Source organism: Gammaproteobacteria bacterium (genome assembly GCA_029862005.1).
Lineage (GTDB): Bacteria > Pseudomonadota > Gammaproteobacteria.
Map to the genome: position 1 here is coordinate 13077 of JAOTYD010000037.1, position 19097 is coordinate 32173.

The 19097-nt window shown below is 53.7% G+C and carries 14 protein-coding genes; 7 read left to right on the forward strand and 7 right to left on the reverse strand.

Translation table 11 applies throughout. The features are described from left to right. Positions 1–84: 84 nt before the first annotated feature. The 5 genes from OES20_16490 to OES20_16510 all read left to right on the forward strand — a co-directional run bounded on the left by OES20_16490 (position 85) and on the right by OES20_16510 (position 9411). Positions 85–2721 (forward strand): TRAP transporter permease, encoded by a 2637-nt coding sequence (locus tag OES20_16490; protein ID MDH3636298.1) that lies wholly within the window; start codon positions 85–87, stop codon positions 2719–2721. Between the two features lie 40 nt (positions 2722–2761). Beyond that, positions 2762–3607: an EamA family transporter gene (locus OES20_16495; GenBank protein MDH3636299.1), complete on the forward strand. Its 846-nt coding sequence runs from the start codon at positions 2762–2764 to the stop codon at positions 3605–3607. A gap of 15 nt (positions 3608–3622) precedes the next feature. Continuing rightward, the gene (locus tag OES20_16500) at positions 3623–4636 is read left to right on the forward strand and encodes a D-cysteine desulfhydrase family protein (protein ID MDH3636300.1); all 1014 of its coding nucleotides are present in this window, start codon (positions 3623–3625) and stop codon (positions 4634–4636) included. A gap of 85 nt (positions 4637–4721) precedes the next feature. Continuing rightward, positions 4722–5693, forward strand: a complete 972-nt coding sequence (locus OES20_16505) for a D-glycerate dehydrogenase (GenBank protein ID MDH3636301.1) — start codon at positions 4722–4724, stop codon at positions 5691–5693. Between the two features lie 79 nt (positions 5694–5772). Continuing rightward, entirely contained in the window at positions 5773–9411 is a 3639-nt protein-coding gene (locus OES20_16510) for a hydantoinase B/oxoprolinase family protein (GenBank protein ID MDH3636302.1), read from the forward strand. Positions 9412–9563: 152 nt separating this feature from the next. Here OES20_16510 and OES20_16515 read toward each other — a convergent pair whose 3' ends face one another. After that, entirely contained in the window at positions 9564–10037 is a 474-nt protein-coding gene (locus OES20_16515; protein ID MDH3636303.1) for a cyclic nucleotide-binding domain-containing protein, read from the reverse strand. Between the two features lie 450 nt (positions 10038–10487). Here OES20_16515 and OES20_16520 point away from each other — a divergent pair, with 450 nt between their 5' ends. Beyond that, positions 10488–10895 carry a DUF4332 domain-containing protein gene (locus OES20_16520; GenBank protein ID MDH3636304.1) on the forward strand — a complete coding sequence of 136 codons (408 nt, stop codon included), beginning with the start codon at positions 10488–10490 and terminating at the stop codon, positions 10893–10895. Positions 10896–10954: 59 nt separating this feature from the next. Continuing rightward, on the forward strand, positions 10955–11401 hold the full coding sequence (locus OES20_16525) for a YidB family protein (GenBank protein MDH3636305.1): 447 nt from the start codon (positions 10955–10957) through the stop codon (positions 11399–11401). A 46-nt stretch (positions 11402–11447) separates the two neighbouring features. Here OES20_16525 and OES20_16530 read toward each other — a convergent pair whose 3' ends face one another. The 6 genes from OES20_16530 to OES20_16555 all read right to left on the reverse strand — a co-directional run bounded on the left by OES20_16530 (position 11448) and on the right by OES20_16555 (position 19019). Continuing rightward, positions 11448–11735, reverse strand: a complete 288-nt coding sequence (locus OES20_16530; protein ID MDH3636306.1) for a hypothetical protein — start codon at positions 11733–11735, stop codon at positions 11448–11450. Positions 11736–12592: 857 nt separating this feature from the next. Further along, on the reverse strand, positions 12593–13792 hold the full coding sequence (locus tag OES20_16535) for a M48 family metallopeptidase (GenBank protein ID MDH3636307.1): 1200 nt from the start codon (positions 13790–13792) through the stop codon (positions 12593–12595). Between the two features lie 268 nt (positions 13793–14060). Next, the gene (locus tag OES20_16540) at positions 14061–15494 is read right to left on the reverse strand and encodes a hemolysin family protein (protein ID MDH3636308.1); all 1434 of its coding nucleotides are present in this window, start codon (positions 15492–15494) and stop codon (positions 14061–14063) included. Between the two features lie 583 nt (positions 15495–16077). Further along, the gene (locus tag OES20_16545) at positions 16078–17223 is read right to left on the reverse strand and encodes an iron-containing alcohol dehydrogenase (protein MDH3636309.1); all 1146 of its coding nucleotides are present in this window, start codon (positions 17221–17223) and stop codon (positions 16078–16080) included. A 29-nt stretch (positions 17224–17252) separates the two neighbouring features. After that, complete coding sequence (locus OES20_16550) at positions 17253–18620, reverse strand: glutamine synthetase family protein (protein MDH3636310.1); 1368 nt, start codon at positions 18618–18620, stop codon at positions 17253–17255. A 150-nt stretch (positions 18621–18770) separates the two neighbouring features. Continuing rightward, positions 18771–19019, reverse strand: a complete 249-nt coding sequence (locus OES20_16555; GenBank protein MDH3636311.1) for a hypothetical protein — start codon at positions 19017–19019, stop codon at positions 18771–18773. Between the last annotated feature and the right edge of the window lie 78 nt (positions 19020–19097).

Here is a 19097-nt window from a genome sequence, read left to right on the forward strand (position 1 = left end):
CATCCAACCGGGAAATAACCAACGGGTCGCATTTGCGGCCCGTTTGGTTTTATTTACCGAATAATAATAGAGGGGGGGATTGCGATGGCGGAGCAAAAACAAGCCCAGAGTTTGCAGGACGAAATTGTCGCTGCGGTCGATACCGGTGCTCGGGCGCCCATTGGATGGGAGGCAAAATTCATTGCAACCGTCACCTTCACCTGGGCGCTGTTTCAGCTTTATATTGCCTCGAACCTGCCGTTCTGGCTCAGTGACGTCACCGGCTTTAGCCTGGTTGTAACCAACTCCAATGCGCGCCTGATTCACCTTGCCTTCGGTTTTTTCCTGGCAGCGCTCGCATTTCCGCTGTTTAAAAAGAGCTCGAAAACGTCGATCCCCTGGTACGACTGGATTCTGGCAATTACCGGCGTCGCCTGCTGTCTTTATATCGTCGTGTTACGCAATGAAATCGCGGTACGTGCCGGCCTGCCGACGCAAGGCGACCTGATCGCGTCAACCGTGGGCATGATTATCCTCGGTATTACCGTTTACCGGGCGCTGGGCCTGCCGCTGCTGATCGTTGCGAGCGTATTCGTCAGCTACGTGTTTTTCGGCAATTCCGAGTCGCTGCCCGAAGCGATCCAGTGGAAAGGGGCCTCCTACGGCAAGGCCATGTGGCACTTCTGGATGCAGAACGAGGGCGTGTTCGGCGTTGCGCTCGGCGTTTCGGCTTCATTAATATTTTTATTCGTGTTGTTCGGCTCGATCCTGGAAAAAGCCGGCGCCGGTAATTACTTTATCAAGATCGCGTTCGCGCTGCTGGGCCACCTGCGCGGTGGGCCGGCCAAGGCCGCGGTCGTCGCGTCTGCGCTCAGTGGTTTGTATTCGGGATCCTCGATCGCAAACGTGGTCACCACCGGAACCTTCACCATCCCGTTGATGAAACGCACCGGGTTCAGCCCCGAAAAGGCGGGTGCGGTAGAGGTTGCATCGTCGACCAACGGGCAGCTTACGCCGCCAGTCATGGGGGCCGCCGCGTTTCTGATCGCCGAATTCACTGGCATCAGCTATACCGACATACTCAAGCACGCGCTGGTGCCGGCACTGGTGTCCTACATCGCGCTGGTTTACATCGTGCATCTCGAAGCGCTCAAGTTGAATTTAAAGGGATTGCCCAGGCTGCCGTCGACGAAGACGTTTGCCAGCAAACTCATCGGATTTCTCGGGGGCTTTATTGGCATCAGCATCCTCGGAATTGCGGTGTACTACGGTCTCGGCTGGATCAAGGTCGCGGCCCCCGACTACGCCTTTGCGATCGTCGCCATCGGCTGTACTGGTGCCTACCTCTACCTGGTCTGGATTGCTTCGAAGCAGCCTGATTTGAAGGTCGATCCGCCCGATGCGCCGATTCTCGAGCTCCCCCATGCGGGTACCGTCGCGGTTACCGGCCTTTACTTTATCCTGCCGATCGTAATCCTGATCTGGTGCATTATCATTGAGCGCCTGTCACCGGCGCTGTCCGCACTCTGGGCTACGGTAGCCATGATCGTGGTCGTGCTGACGCAGGATGCCCTCAAGGCTTTCTTTCGTGGCAGCGGTAACTATGGCGCAGCATTCAAGGTCGGCCTGGGTCACTGGATTGAAGGCATGATCGCCGGTTCCAGGAACATGATCAGTATCGCGGTCGCCACTGGCGCCGCCGGCATAATCGTCGGCACCATTTCGCTAACCGGTGCGCACCAGGTGGTTGGAGAGTTCGTCGAATTCCTGTCGGGTGGTAGCCTGATCCTCATGCTGATCCTGGTGGCGCTGATGAGCCTGATTCTCGGCATGGGCTTGCCGACCACGGCTAACTATATCGTGGTGTCATCGCTGATGGCACCGGTTATCCTGGTGCTCGGTGCCAAGAGCGGGCTGATCGTGCCGCTGATCGCGGTGCACCTGTTCGTGTTTTATTTCGGCATCCTGGCGGATGACACGCCGCCGGTCGGGCTTGCGGCATTTGCCGCGGCGGCGATCTCCGGGGGTGACCCGATCAAGACCGGTATCCAGGGATTTGCCTACGACATTCGAACCGCGCTGTTACCGTTCCTGTTTATCTTCAATACCGAACTGTTGTTAATCAATGTCGGGGTGGTGAAGGCCTTTTTCGTGTTCGGGGTCGCGGTGGTGGCGATGATGCTGTTTGCATCCGCCACCCAGGGCTACATGTTTACCCGCAACCGCAAATGGGAATCGGCACTATTGCTATTAATCGCGTTTACGCTGTTCCGACCGGGTTACTGGCTGGACAGGGTTTCACCGCCTTACGATATCTATAATCCCGATGTCGTCTACGAGGTTGTCGATGAGGTGGGACCGGATGGCTTGCTTATGATTATTGTAAGCGGTCCGGATTTCGATACCGGCGAGATCGCATCTACAACGGTGCTGGTTAACCTGGGACAGCCGGCCGATGCGATCGAAAGATTACGCAAGGCTGGATTGACGGTTACCGTCGCGGATGGACGCGCAATCATCGAAGAGCCTTTCCCCGGTACGCCATACTTCGAGAGTATCGGTAAGTCTTTTGATTACTACGGTGACGAACCCGTGCAAATTGCCGAGATCCGCCAGCCCGCCGATCGTATCGCGAAGGAAGTGTTTTACATTCCCGCGGTATTGCTACTGGCATTTATCATGTTTCTGCAAAAGCGTCGTGCTCGTGATGAACAGGTTGCGGAGGTCGGGGCGCCAGCCTGAATTGATACTGCATCAACTTAACGCTGTGGCCGGGTAATAGATGTCGCCATTTATCGTCGGCCTGGTGCTGTTGGCCGCACTGCTGCATGCCGGCTGGAACGCGATGGCGAAGTCGGGCGGAACACCGCAGTATAGTATCGCTTCCTACCGACTGGTAAATGCAGTCTGGTGCCTGCCGTTACTGTTTCTGTTCCCGTTGCCGCTGGCCGCCAGCTGGCCTATGTTGCTGGCTTCGACGCTGATCCATACGGCCTACTATTACACCCTTTCGAAGTCTTATGGTAGCGGCGACCTGTCCCAGGTTTACCCGCTGTTTCGCGGTCTTGCCCCGGTGCTGGTGGTGCTCGGTGCAGCACTGCTGGCCAGCGAGTACTTGCCGATGGGGGCGATGCTCGGTATCGGGCTCGTCAGTGCAGGGCTTATCAGCATAGCGTTCAGCGGCGGCGTCCTCGGCAAGATTCCCGGCCCCGCTCTGCGTTGGGGCCTCGCAACCTCGGTGTTGATTGCGGCCTATACCGTTGCCGACGGTATGGGGGTGCGCGCTGCCGGCAATCCGTTCAGTTATATTCTTTGGTTATTTGTATTCGAACCGATTCCAATCGGACTGTGGTTGCTGGCAACGGACCGCAGCGGATGGTTCGGATACATGCGCGCCAAGCCGGGCAAAATTACTGCCGGTGCCCTTGCGGCGGCAACCGCCTACGCGATGGTCATCTACGCGATGAGCGTTGCACCGATGGCTATGGTTTCCTCGCTACGCGAAACCAGTGTAATATTTGCCGCCCTGATCGGTACCCTGATGTTCCGCGAACCCTTCGGACGTCAACGCATTATCGCCGCTGCGCTGGTATGCCTCGGCGTAGTACTGATCAAGGTCCTCAGCTAACGGGAGTAACCAGTAATGTCGTTGACCCAAGATTTTCCGCACGTTGAACTCAGCCACAAGCCGACCCCGCTCGAGCTGTTGCAGAATGTCAGCGCCGAGTTCGGTACCAATGTCTGGATCAAGCGCGACGATTGCACCGGCCTCGCCTTTGGTGGCAACAAGAGTCGCCAGCTCGAATTCTATATCGGCCAGGCGTTGCAGCAGGGCGCCGATACGCTGCTGACGACCGGTGCGGTACAGTCCAACCATGTGCGCATGACGGTCGCCGCCGCACGCAAGATGGGTCTCGAGGTCGAGGTTCAGCTCGAACACCGCGTCGATCGCGAGCAACCGGAGTACCACCAGTCCGGCAATCCTTACCTGGTCAAGTTGATGGGTGCAAAGATCCACTATTACCCGGAAGGTGAAGACGAGGCGGGTGCCGACCAGGCGCTTGAGACGCGCGCCGTGGAAATTGCGCGGCAGGGCGGTAAGGCCTACGTCATTCCACTATCGAATGTGCACACGCCTTACGGCGCGCTCGGCTATGTCGATGGCGCCGAGGAGCTGATGCAACAGCTCGACGAAATGCATATCAATCCGGTCGGTTTCATTGTGCCGACCGGGTCCGCGTCCACTCATTGCGGCTTCCTGTACGGGATCAGGGCCTGTGGCAGCCAGGCACCGGTGTACGGCGTCTGCGTGCGCCGGGATGCCGAGAGCCAGCGACAGCGCGTCGGCACCAAGCTGAAAGCCGTGAGCGATACCATCGGCCGGGAGATTGATATTCCCGAAAGCGATATTCTCTGTGACGACAGCATGCTGGCACCGGGATACGGCTTGCTTAACGACGCAACGGTCGAAGCGATCAAGTTCCTGGCGCGGCGCGAGGGTATCTTGCTGGATCCAACCTACTCGGGGAAGGCCTTCGCGGTATTATTGCAGATGCTGAAACGGGGCGAGTTTAAGCAGGATGATCACTTGGTTTTTCTGCACACCGGTGGAGCCGCGTCGCTGTTTGCCTACCCCGAGCTGGTTGAAAGTGAGTGATCACGGCTATTTTTCGATAGACGCGGAATTTATAGATACCTACAATCTAGCGTTTTTTAAAGATGCAACCTGAGGAGAGACCTCGATGTCAAAACCTAAAGTAATCGTTACCCGTCGTTGGCACCCGGAAGTCGAGGCGGTGCTGGTGGAGCGGTTCGATACCCGGCTCAATGACGATGATCACCCGATGTCGGTTGCCGAGTTGCAGGATGCGCTGCGTAGTGCCGACGCGGTGTTACCGACCGTGTGTGACAAGGTTACCGCCGAGGTACTCGGTGCCGATAATATTCGTGCCAGGATTCTCGGTAGCAACGGTGTTGGTTTCAACCATATTGACCTGGAAGCGGCCAAAGCTACTGGCCTGACCGTTACTAACACCCCGGAAGTGCTTACCGATTGCACCGCAGACCTGGTAATGACCCTGTTACTGGCGGTGGCAAGACGGGCAGGCGAGGGCGAACGTCACCTGCGCAACGGCGAATGGACCGGTTGGCGCCCGACCCACATGATGGGTACCAGCGTTACCGGCAAAACCCTGGGTCTGATCGGTATGGGGCGTATTGCACGTGCGGTTGCGGCGCGTGCCGCGCATGGTTTCAATATGAAGATTATATTTCATGATCCGTTTCCGCCACCTGCCGAGGCCATCGCGGGCCTGAATGCGACCGAGTGCGCATCGCCCGAAGAAGTGTTTCAACAGGCCGATTTTGTTTCGCTGCATTGCCCCGGTGGCAAGGAAACCTATCACCTGATCGGCGCTGATGCGTTCAGGGCGATGCAGCCCGGTGCTTTCCTGATTAATACGGCTCGCGGCGATGTGGTCGACGAGGCTGCGCTGGTTACGGCGCTGGAGAATGGTGAAATTGCCGGTGCCGGTCTCGACGTATTCGAGAAAGAGCCCGCGGTAACCGAGGGATTGCTTAAGCTTGAGAATGTCGTGCTGTTACCGCATCTCGGCAGCGCCACCCGGGAAACCCGCAAGGCCATGGGGATGCGCGTGGTCGAAAATATTGAAGCCTTCTTCGCCGGTGACACCCCGCGCGACAAACTGGTTTAAATCAACAACCCGAAATCTGCAACGCCAGGAATCGGCATCGCGGAGCAACAGGGAGTAAACGGCCGCCGCTAACAACCCGATGAACAACAAGCGAAAATGCCAATTCTGGATCGATCGCGGCGGTACTTTCACGGACGTGGTGATGCGTGCGCCTGATGGGACCTTGAAAACCCACAAGTTGTTGTCGGAAAATCCTGAACAATATGCAGACGCCGCGCTGCAGGGTATCCGCGACCTGCTAGGCGTTTCCAGTAACGTCCCGATCCCTGCCACCGCCATCGAAGCGATAAAGATGGGTACCACCGTGGCCACCAACGCGCTGCTGGAGCGCAAGGGCGACCGCACGCTCCTGGTCATCACGCAAGGCTTCGGCGATGCACTTCGCATCGGCTACCAGAACCGCCCCCGCCTTTTCGACCGTCATATCGTATTACCGGAAATGCTCTACGAGCAGGTTATTGAAGTAACCGAAAGGGTTACCGCCAGTGGAGATGTACTGCAAGCCCTGGACCGGGAAACTGTAACAGGTGATCTGCAGGCTGCCTACGACAACGGTATTCGTTCGGCAGCCATTGCCTTTATGCATGGCTACCGTTTCCCGGCGCATGAGCAGGCAGTCGCCGCAATCGCCCATGAAATCGGCTTCACCCAGGTGTCCGTCTCGCATGAAGTCAGTCCGCTGGTAAAACTGGTGTCGCGTGGTGACACAACCGTGGTGGATGCCTACTTGTCGCCGATCCTGCGCCGTTACGTTGAAGGGATTGCCAACGAGATAGCAGGTGATATTGTGGATGCAACCCGGTTGATGTTCATGCAATCCAATGGTGGCCTGACCGACGCCAGCCTGTTCCAGGGCAAGGACAGCATTCTGTCCGGTCCCGCCGGAGGCGTTGTCGGCATGGTCCGTAGCGCTGTGATGGCAGGCTTTCACAAGGTAATCGGCTTTGACATGGGTGGTACCTCTACCGACGTGTCCCACTACGATGGCGAGTACGAGCGCGAATTTGAAACGCTGGTGGCGGGTGTTCGTATGCGCGCGCCGATGATGCGCATCCACACCGTCGCCGCCGGCGGTGGTTCTGTCCTGCATTTCGACGGTGCGCGCTATCGCGTCGGACCGGATTCTGCTGGTGCCAATCCCGGGCCGGCATGCTATCGCCGTGGTGGTCCCCTGGCGGTTACAGACTGCAACGTGATGCTGGGCAAAATCCAGCCGAAATATTTTCCCCGTGTCTTCGGGCCGAACGCCGATGAAATGCTGGATGTCGAGATCGTGCGCGACAGGTTCAAGGTGCTGGCCGATGATATTTCAAAAGCCAGCGGACAATTGACCACGGCGCAAGAGGTTGCCGAAGGCTTCCTCAAGATTGCCGTTGAAAACATGGCCAACGCCATCAAACAGATATCCGTGCAACGCGGCTATGACGTCACGGAATACACCCTGAATTGCTTCGGGGGTGCGGCCGGGCAGCATGCCTGCCTGGTTGCCGACTCGCTGGGTATGAAGCGGGTCTTCCTGCATCCTTTTGCAGGCGTCCTGTCGGCTTATGGCATGGGTCTGGCCGATATCAGGGCGATGCGTGAGCAGACGGTGGAAATACCGCTGACACCCGAAGCCCTGGAACCCCTCGGGAAGACCCTGGATGTCCTGGATGCAGCAGCTCGATCGGAAGTTGTCAATCAAGGCGTGCCCGACGCCAATATCGACGTGGTTCGTAAGATTCATCTTCGTTACGAGGGCACCGATACCCTGCTAATCGTCAACTTTGCCGGCCTGAACGCGATGATCGCCGAATTTGAGAAAGCTCACATGGGCCGATTCGGCTTTAACGCGCCTGACCGTGCCCACATTGTCGGCACCGTGTCGGCCGAAGCGATTGGCCTGATGGAGCGTGCCGAAGATAACACCATCGAGGCTGCACCCGATAACTCCGCAGCGGAAATACTGGACACCGTGTCTCTCTATTCCGGTGGCGAAACCCACCAGGCACCAGTCTATGATCGTGACGTCCTGAAATCGGGACAACAGGTAAACGGCCCTGCCATTATCATTGAAAGCACGGCGACCACCCTGGTCGAGCCAGGCTGGCAGGCAACCACGACGTCCATGGGCCACCTGGTATTGAAACGCGTCATCCCGCTGCCGAGCCGTGTCGCTATCGGCACGGACCATGGCGTGGCAGGTGACAGGGGCGCCGATCCGATACTTCTCGAAATCTTCAACAACCTGTTTATGTCCATTGCCGAACAGATGGGGGCGACACTTGCGAACACGGCTTATTCCGTCAACATCAAGGAACGGCTCGACTTCTCCTGTGCCATCTTTGACCGGGATGGCAACCTGGTAGCCAATGCACCCCATATGCCAGTGCACCTTGGCAGCATGGGCGAGAGCATCAAGACTGTCATTCGCGAACGCGCTGACACCATCAAACCCGGCGATGTATATGCCCTCAATGCGCCCTATAACGGTGGTACGCACTTGCCAGATGTAACGGTGATATCCCCCGTATTTGATGAGGCCGGGTCGGAGTTGTTGTTCTTCGTCGCCTCGCGAGGTCATCATGCCGATATCGGCGGCATTACGCCAGGGTCCATGCCCGCCAACAGCACAACGGTGGAAGAAGAGGGCATATTGATCGATAACTTCCTGCTGGTTGAGAAGGGAAGGTTACGCGAGCAAGCTCTTATCGAGTTGCTGGGCAGCGGTAAATACCCGGCTCGAAATCCGCATCAGAACGTGGCTGACATGTCAGCCCAGATTGCCGCCAACGAAAAAGGCGTGCAGGAACTTCGCAAGATGGTGGATCATTTCACACTGGGAACAGTCAATGCTTATATGCGCCATGTACAGGACAATGCGGAAGAATCCGTGCGCCGGGTGCTGGGTGTCCTCAAGAATGGCGCTTTCAGGTACGAGTTGGACCAGGGTCACCATATTCAGGTAGCAATAGCCATCGACGAGAAAAATCGAAAAGCGGTAATCGATTTCACCGGAACATCGGATCAGTTGAACAGCAATTTCAATGCACCGTCTGCCGTGTGCATAGCCGCAGTCCTGTATGTTTTTCGCACCCTGGTGGATGATGATATACCCCTGAACGCCGGTTGCCTGAAACCGCTTAAAATTATCATCCCCGATGGCTGCATGTTGAACCCGCGCTATCCGGCTGCCGTCGTTGCCGGAAATGTCGAAACCTCCCAGAGCGTCACCGAAACGCTCTACGGTGCGCTTGGCGTAATGGCCTCTGCCCAGGGAACCATGAACAACTTCACCTTCGGCAATGACGAGCATCAGTATTACGAAACCATTTGTGGAGGATCGGGTGCCGGCCCTGATTTCGATGGTACCGATGCGATCCATACGCATATGACGAATACCCGGCTTACCGATCCGGAAATTCTGGAATGGCGTCACCCGGTAATACTGGAAAGCTTCTCCATCCGAGCTGGATCGGGTGGCCAGGGTACCTACAGGGGTGGTTGCGGCGTCGTCCGCCGCGTTCGCTTCCTCGAGGCCATGACAGCTTCCATCTTGTCAGACCATCGCCGCGTACCACCTTTTGGCGTCAACGGCGGCAAGCCCGGGCAAGTGGGCCGTAACTGGGTAGCCAGGGTTAACGGTTCTATCGAGGAACTGGCTGGAGCTGATAGCACCGAAATGAAACCCGGCGACGTGTTCGTAATTGAAACTCCCGGCGGTGGTGGATTCGGTTAGTAGAATGAGGGTCGGAAGTCCGGATCGTCGTCCGATGATCAGCAACTCGGAACTAAAGGAGGGCCAGACCCCGTTAATGTGCCGAATATATTACTACAGCTTGATAATCACCTTCTGGCGCGAAGGGGATTCTCATGCAGTAAACCCGATACCTAGGCGAATCCTGGTGGATTCCACTGGTCCATCATCTTCTGGCGAGCGGCGTCGAGCCGCTCGGACATTAGCGCCGCGAACCGCTTGAATAATTCATATCCGAATTTCGGATCTTCCTGGCATCGCGCCAATATTGCGCTGCCATCAAACTCGATCAAATCGGAATCTTCCAACGCGCGGGCCATAAAACTCCAACGGTAGGGTGGTATAAGCCAGGACCAGCCGAGTATTTGATCATTGCCAAGAGTTTGTATGTCAAGCGCCGGTCCCATCAAAGCCGGCACCTGTATAGACATTTGCCCCTCGCGCAACAAATAGAATTTATCGGCAGGCTTTCCGTATTGAAACAGGACATCACCCATCTTCATCTGCAGCTCGGTCGCGGAGTCTGACAGGAACTTCACATAGCTGTCATCCATTCCGGAAAAGAAAGCATGATCGGATAAATAATCCTCGATTGATTGTTTACTCATCTGTCTGCCCTCTGCGTTTTTTGGTCAGGACGACCAGTATTAGGCTCGTTTCTACATTTTTCATTGATCCCCGGCAATAACAGGATAATTATTCAAAACGAAAAAAAGGCAGCACGCTTACATCAGTCGTTTCATCAAAACCAGTTGGATTGGCAATAAAATGTCGGCACGGGTAGATTTTACGCGCCTCAAAGCCTCTTAGACCGGACCCTGGTCTGACAGGTATCCAGTTTACGTTGAAGCATTTAGCCTTTTGGCGCTAAATAACCGTCTACTATTTTTCCATCATTTCCGACGAGTATTGATTATTGTCAAATGCCAGTTGGTAAAAATTTAATATTATTTTTTATTGTGGTTAGTTATATTAGTCACCGATCTAAATGCGAGATATCGGGAACGGGGTTGACCAAGCCCGGTTCGTCAACAAAAAAACAGAAATAGGAGAAACTAGTGAGCACATCTATTGAAGCGATTGAAGGTATTGGGCCAGCGTATGGTAAAAAATTACGTGCCGTTGGTTGTGCAAGCCCGGCGCGACTGCTTAAAGACGGTGGCACAAAAAAAGGAAGAGACAGGATCGCCAAGGAAACAGGTATCAGCAGCTCAGTTATTTTACGCTGTGTCAATATGGCCGATTTGTTCCGTATAAAAGGAGTAGCTAGTCAATACGCCGAGCTACTTGAAGCATCAGGTGTCGACACAGTCAAAGAATTGAAAAATCGAAATGCTGCGAATCTTGCTGCAAAAATGCAGGAAGTCAATAAGGCGAAGCGACTTACTCGAACCGTACCCAGCGAAAAAATGCTATCAGACTGGATCAACCAGGCCAGTAAGTTAGCTCCGATGGTGAGTCACTAGTACAACACTTCGTGTTGTTGTCAGGTCGCGTGTCGCAGGTACGGGCACGCGTGCAACGCATGTCGACTGAAATAAAAAAGGAGAAACTCATGAGTTTATTGCAAATGGCTGCGCAACTTTTTCTGGACAAGAGCGACACTAACACCGGGCTCGACGTCGGTACAGTGGCCAGTGCGTTAAAAAATTTGTTGCCCGGTGATGGCGATGACCTGAATATCGGAGCGTTGGTTTCACAATTTGGTTCAGGTGGTTTGGCATCGATGGTCGGGTCATGGTTAGGTGATGGTGACAACGATGCAATAGCCGGCACCAATATTGTTGATGCATTAGGCTCACAAAAGGTTGCTTCGTTTGCTTCCGAGTTGGGAATTGACACCGACAAGGCTTCAGAAGGATTGGCCGGCATGATCCCCGAGCTTATTAACAAAAACAGCAGCGGAGGATCACTTCTCGACTCGGTAGGGGGCGCTGCAGGAATGGCTAGTTTTGCGAAGAAACTATTTTAGGAAATTGACTTCGCGAGAACTGGCGCTCGGCACATAAGAATTGTTGCTAATCGGCATCCTTAGTAAGCCGGTTTATTTCCGTCTCCTGGCTGGCAATTAATTTGATACAGCCTGTCAGGTCTTTTTCAAGCCGCTCTATTTCTCGCTGCATCTGAACTATTGTTCTCCATGCCTGCCTCACTGACTTGGGCCGTTCATCCGTTGTTTTATATGCTCTTAAATTCATACCTTTAACATAGTCCAAAATAATCCAGGCTGCTCTCGGTGCGATCATCAAAGGCGCACCAGGCAAATAAGTTGTTGAAATATAAAAGAATAACATCAGATATTTCATGCATAGACCGGCGCAGCAGTCGCCCATGCCCCACTAGTTTTTCTCTTAAAACTCATGGAATTGAAAAATAACTTGCGATCCCCTGTCGCGAAATTTTATGAATTTAGGAATAAAACCCGTAAAGTTGTTGATTTTTTCTTAGCCCAGAGAGTGTTCAGGAACGCTTCGCTTGGGCAATAAAAGACGGTGAAAAGTCCTTGTTCAGAGGCTGAGAACGGCGAGAAGCAGACGCCTGACATTAGATAATATATTATCAGGTCAATTACCTTTTAATCATGCTGTTATATGAATAACCGGAGGTGCGCATGGATAAAGCGTTAATAGGGTTTCTTTTAGTATTTGGAATCTTGCACCTAATACTAGTAGTTGTTCCAGTCACAACTACTCTGCGAGCATCTATCTCCGGTAAAAGTAAGACGCTATGGTGTGCATTCCTTGTGTTCCTTCCCTTCATCGGTGTAGCTTTGTTTCATTTCCGATTCAGGACAAGTTTGTTCCTGGGAAAAACATGGGAACCGAGCCCGCATGATTTAGGGGTAAGAAATCCGCATGATTCAACAAACGATCGAGATTAACCTTGGTTCACATAACAAGCGCCTGCAGTCGGACCATAGTGTCCGCTAGCGCGACATTTTGAGTGTCTCAGTTGGGTTATGGACTCAATCGGTCGATGCAACATCTAATCTCTAACTACCAAGAGGAGGATGTTGATAATGAAGCAACGCCCGAGAATCTACTACACCGAAGATCAGAAAGCCTATTATTCGAACAGGCATCGGAACAGTGTTGGTAGGCTCCACCGATTCGAACCGTTCGGCATTGCATTGGGTTTTTCCTGTTTAGACTGATCAGTCTTGTCAGTCCAATTCGCAGTCCTGGGCCAGAGTCTGACAGATAAACGCTCTGGATATACCCAGCTGATCGGCAATATCATCCATAACTACACGCTCAACATCATTGGCCTTTCCGTCGGCCTTAGACATCACACATATGTCGCGCATTACCTGCATACGCTGTGTCGAACTGGCCTGTTGGTTCGCGGTTTTAATTCGGTCCGGCAAGGTCTCTATAATGCGGTCAATGTTGAGACTCTTGTTGAACTCTCCCTTGCCAAAAAACTTTTCAAATAACTTGATCTCACTTTCGCTGATTCCTTTTTCGACATTGGCCACAGCAATAGCACCGGAGAATAGTAGTCGGCGCATTGCACTGGCAGTATCGGTTCTAGCCTCTAGGTAACTCGGCTCCATCAGGCTCAATAGCCTTTGCACCCCGACTTCAAGGTACTCATGAGAATTACCGCCCTCTGTCATCAATTCTGACTGATTGAACAGTTGCAGCGCCTTGACTCTAAGCGGACTAAACGGATGGGTCGAAAACCAGTCCTCCTTTGGAGCCCCCTGTCCGGGCTCAGCATCTTCAACCTGCATTTCATCAACCTGCTTAAGAAACTCATCCAGATCGAAACGAATGATCTTATCGCCAAGTCCGGAAGCCAGTTTGAATAATGATCGGGCAATACCATTCATATCTCCGGCACAGAATGCACCGGCTCGGTCCGCCGAAACCTCTGCATTTCGAGACCAGGCAAACAAGTCCAGTGCGAGGCGCGGATCGGGGGGCTGATTACCCCGCAACAGGTAGCCGATGGGGATTTCGTGATGATTGTAGACGTGATGACCGAACTCATGGCCAATCACAAACTTAAGTTCGCTGCCATTGAATTTTTCCAACAGGCTGGATGAAAACATCACGAACAGCTTTCCGCCTTCCGGCTTAAAACAGGCAGCGTTGTATTGAGGGCTAGAGTATACGTAGAGTTCGTGCGGAATTTTCATCGCAAGCTTTTCAATGCACTCGTCCGCCATCTCGTGCACATTGGGTGCCATGAAACGGCTGAGGCGAACCGAGGTCCCGAGCAAGCGTCTACGCGTACCCATGGGCCCATCTTCTTGTATCTTAGCGATATGTTCGTTAACCCGTACGACATCGGGATGTTTCAGCAACTCCGCGGCCATCTCCCGATCATTCTGATACCTGATTGTTTCTCGATCCATTCGTTTTCATACCGTCAAGATTGAGTTAGCCTAACATCTCGATCCCCAGGGTCAACTCACCCAGTTCATGTCCCGCCCTGGTTCTCCAAAGCAGACACCCACAATCGTGATTTGAGATTTCGAGAACGGCCAGGAACAATGGGATGGACTCCTCCTCACCTCATCGGCATCGATGTGCCAAACTGAGATTGACATTTCAGTTAACGATAAAGAGGAGTCCACGGTGAAGATTAATCGACACTCGCAGTTTATATTCACAAATTATGAGTTAATTATCTGTCACCCCGGAATCTTTCGCTGACTTGGCAGGGTTCTCGTCCACCGGTTGATCTGGTTCCTCTAGCGTCTCGGCCTCCTGGAACTCGAATCGCACCTTGAGAATCTGGTGTCGATCCATTTTCAAAACTTCGAGACAGGCACCATCGAGCTGAACTCGATCGCCAACTTCGGCGATGCGGCCAAGGCGATGGTTGATGTACCCTCCAAGGGTTACGTAGTCGCCGGTGGGAAACGGGTAGTTCAGCTTGTGCTCTAGTTCCGTAACCCGGACGCCAGCGCTGATCTTGTAATGACGGCGATCCTCCATTTTGATGTGGCGGTGTCTCGGGGTAAACTCATCCTCGTAGTCACCTACTATCTCTTCGAGAATATCTTCCAGCGTTATCAAGCCGTCGGTTCCGCCGTATTCATCCAGAACGATGGCAATCTGCCGCCGGTTACTGATGAAGTCCTTGAGTAATGTTTTCAGCGGCATTGTATCGGGGATGTAATAAGCCGGCATCATCACATCGGCGACCGGTTGGGCCAGGGTATCGACTATCCGTTCCGGTTTCTCCGCAGCCGCCATGATGCTGAGCAGTTGCTTCACCGAAACGATGCCAATAATGTTGTCCATTGTCGTTTCGTAGACCGGGTAACGCTCGCGTAATTCTTCCTTAAACAGGGTGAGCACATCCGCAACGACAGCAGTATGCGGTATCGCTTCAACCTCGGTGCGTGGAATCATGGCATCCCGCGCTGTGTGTTCATCAAGATCGAAAACCCCTCGAAGCATCTTGGTCAACTGGGGATCGAGGACTCCCTCCTGTTCACTGGCGCTGAGTATGGTGCGAATCTCCTCGCCTGTTATCGAGAAGTGCGGCTCGCCGTTCTCTATTAGCTCGCGTTGCCCGATTAACCACAGTAGGCCATTGGACGAATGATTCATGAACCAAATGAGCGGGCGCAGTATGGTATGCAGCCCATTGATGACTCTGGCAACCGACAAGCTAATTGCTACCGCCTTGTGGAAGGCAAGCACCTTGGGTGCCAGTTCGCCTACCACAACGTGTAGAAAAGAGATGATCACGAAAGCGATAATATAAGAGAAGGTCTGGGTCAACTGTAATACTTTCTCGCTGTCACCCAGCAGGCCAAAGGCTAGTTGGAATCCCGGGAACATAATCTGATTAAGCGTGACAATGCCGATAGCACCTAAACCCAGCGAAACGAGTGTAATTCCGATCTGGGTGACCGAATAAAAGCGCTCCGGTTGGTCATGGAGCACCTGGACTATCCTGGCCGACTTGCTGCCGGTACTGGCCAACTGATTTATACGACTGCGTCGCGCCGAGGTTAGTGCGATCTCCGACCCGACAAAAAATGCGTTGCCGACAACCAGGAACAGAATCAACAATAATTTTCCGATCAATAACCAATCCATAAATCACTCCTTTGCGGCTCTAAATTTACCGCGCTCGATGTATACGCCGAGAATCAATATTTCTCGAGTATATTTTATCGATAATGCGATCTTCTGATATTGATCAAGGCTTTGAGCAATTATTGAGCCGGAATCGATGGCGATTAGGCCGATAACTCTGCTTATCGGGCTGGGACGGTCTACCTGAACCAAGCTGCATTATGGCCCGGATTACAAACGGTCTTTTTTTTTTGTAATGTTTGATTGAATCATTTACAGAATTTGGATTTTGTCGAGAGTCCGTTATGTTCGTTGGCAGACGCCCGATAATAGGAGCCCGGTGTACGCTTTTGGCTGAATCCACCTAATGCTCTTCATCTCGCCGCTGCGCGCTGAGATCGATTAAATTGATGCAGATCAAAAAATCGAAGCTGGTAATCCCTTATACAGTGTGATCCTGAGGAGGTAACGGAGAAATATTATGCGGGAAACGCTCCCGGATCTTATCGAGGACAGGCCGATTACGCTTGGCGTCTGGCTTATTGGTGGGTCTGTTGTCGCGCTTTTGGTCGCTCTGCTACTCTAGTTATTCGCAAGCACTCTTTTATAAACAGGCCTCGAACAGGGCCCTGGTATTGTTCTTGTCCATCTCAATCGGATTGCCACCGACGCTGGGATCCTTGAGGGCTGATTCGACCAGCCAGTCCAGGTCAGGGTCGGTAATCCCGAGCTCGGTCAGGTTGGCTGGAATTCCCAGTGATGCGTTCAGTTCGACGACATAGTCATAGAAACCATCGAAGCCACCGGCAATCCCGAGGTATGCGGCGAGCGCTTCGATGCGGATTTCGATTGCGGCTCGATTGAACTTCAGCACGGGCGCCATGACAACCGCATTGGTCGTGCCGTGGTGACTGTTGTAAAACGCACCGATCGGGTGTGATAGCGCGTGTATCGCACCGAGCCCTTTCTGAAAAGCGGTGGCGCCCATCGCGGCGGCCGACATCATGTGGGCACGGGCCTCGATATCGTTGGCATCGGCATAGGCGCGCGGCAGGTACTCCTTGACCAGGCGCATGCCCTCGACCGCGATACCCTGGCTCATCGGGTGGTAATGCGGTGAGCAATAGGCTTCCAGGCAATGCGCAAATGCGTCCATACCCGTGCCGGCGGTGATGCCCGCTGGCATTCCGACGGTTAGTTCCGGGTCACAGATAACCACCGCGGCCAGAATCTTAGGGTGAAAGATAATTTTCTTCTCATGCGTTTCCGAGTTGGATAACACGCCTGCGCGACCTACTTCGGAACCCGTGCCGGCAGTCGTTGGTACTGCGATAATCGGTGCGATCTTGTCGGCATCGGCACGGGTCCACCAGTCGCCGACATCTTCATAGTCCCAGACCGGGCGGGTTTGTCCGCACATGAAAGCGACGATCTTGCCGAGATCGAGACCCGAGCCGCCGCCAAATGCGATAACGCCATCGTGCCCGCCGTCGTTATAGGCCTTGAGCCCCTGTGCGAGATTATTTTCATTCGGATTCGGATCGACCTCGGCAAAAAGGGCCTGGTCCAGGCCGGCCTGCTCGAGCAATGCAAGTGTGTTCTGGGTGATGGGTAAATTTGCGAGACCGCGGTCGGTAACCAGCAGCGGCCTGCTGATGCCGACCGCACTGCAGGCATCGGCAATTTCGCTGATGCGACCGGCGCCGAAGCGTATCGAGGTTGGATACGACCAGTTTCCGACAAGTTGCATGATTCTATCTCACAGTTATGGGAGTGTTGTTAAGCTCTTTCAAAGCCGCGGTTGACTTCGTAATCGGTAACCTTGCTGTTGAAATCTTCCTGTTCCCATTCAGCGGCGCGCACGTAATGATCGATAACATCGGAGCCCATGGCGTTACGCAGCATGTTAGATTTCTTCAACGCCACCGTGGCATCAGCCAGGGTGGCCGGGATTTCGCGCGCCTTACGCGCCTGGTAGGCGTCACCCTTGAATTCTATTTCCAGCTCGAGTTTCTCTTCGATGCCGGCGATGCCGGCGGCAATCTGTGCGGCAATTGCAAGGTAGGGATTTAAATCACTGCCGCCCACCCGGCATTCCACGCGCACGTTGCGCGTGCCATCGGCGACGACGCGATAACCCGCGGTGCGATTGTCGAGCGACCAGATGGCCCTGGTCGGGGCGAAGGTGCCTGCGACGAAACGCTTGTACGAATTAACGTAAGGCGCCAGGAAAAAAGTATTGTCGCTGGCGTACTTGAGCAGTCCAGCGAGGTATTGGCACATCAGCGTAGACATGCCGTACTCGGCAGCGGCATCGAAAAACACCGGGTCGCCACCGGTAGAAACCAGCGACTGGTGAATATGGCTGGATGACCCCGCCGCATCGTGACTCCACTTGGCAAGAAAGGTAACCGCGCGCTCATTCAGAAACGCGATCTCCTTGACCGCGTTCTTGACCAGGCAATGGTTGTCGGCCATTTCCAGGGCATCGCTGTAGCAGACGTTTATCTCCGCCTGGCCCGGGTCGGCTTCACCCTTGGTGTTTTCAACCCGTACGCCAGCGCCCTGCAACCCGTTACGGATTTTTCGCATCAAGTTTTCTTCCTTGGTGGTCTGGAAAATATGATAGTCCTCGTTGTAAGGACTAATGGGGGTCATCTCGCGATAAGATTTATCGCGTAAATCTTCGAAGCTGTCGCGGAACACGAAAAACTCGAGCTCGGTGGCCACCGCCGACGCCAGTCCCATGCCCTGTAACCGATTGATTTGATATTTTAAAACCGCGCGTGGTGAATGTGGTACCTCGGCATGAGTATGATGATCAAATAGATCGCACATTACCATTGCCGTGCCCTCGAGCCACGGCAGAATTCGCAGCGTTGCGAGGTCTGGCTTCATGATGTAGTCGCCGTAACCGGCTGCCCAGCTGGTGGCGGAGTAGCCATCCACGGTGTACATTTCGAGGTCGGTTGCGACCAGATAGTTACAGCAGTGGGTCTCTTCCCAGGCGCTTTCAAGAAAGAACTCGGCCTGAAAACGCTTACCCATCAAGCGACCCTGCATATCGGGGATGACAGTAATGACAGTATCGATTTGCCCGGAAGCTACCTTTTCCTTAAGCGCCTGAAGCGAGAGATTACCTGGCATAGTCTTGTTTCAAAATATTGTGACAAAAGGGCGTCTGGAACTGGAGCTGACACCGGAATATCGAAGCGGGCATCTTTCCATTATCGTCAGGCACAGTCAAGCGGGACTGGCATGGTTGCCGGTCCGCGAATGCAAATTAGATAAAAGCGGTTAGTGCTTGGTTGTGCTGAAGATGTTGCGGAAGGTCTGGATGAAGGAGTTTTCGAGCTGTTTCTGGCGCTCGTAGGCCTCGCGTTCAAGCTTCGCGCGCAAGGTTTGGCGCCGGCGCTCTATTCGATCCCGGTGTTCTGCACGGTCGTTACCGATGGCGCAGCTGGCCACCTGGGTGTAAGTAATCGGCAGGCTGGTGTCGGTATTATCCATCTTATCGATTCCATTATCGGTGGTATCGTCGTTCATCGATTCTCCATACTTTAAACAGCAATAGATTTCCTGAGAAACAGAGCAAGAGTCTAGACATTTGTGACGTAAATTCCG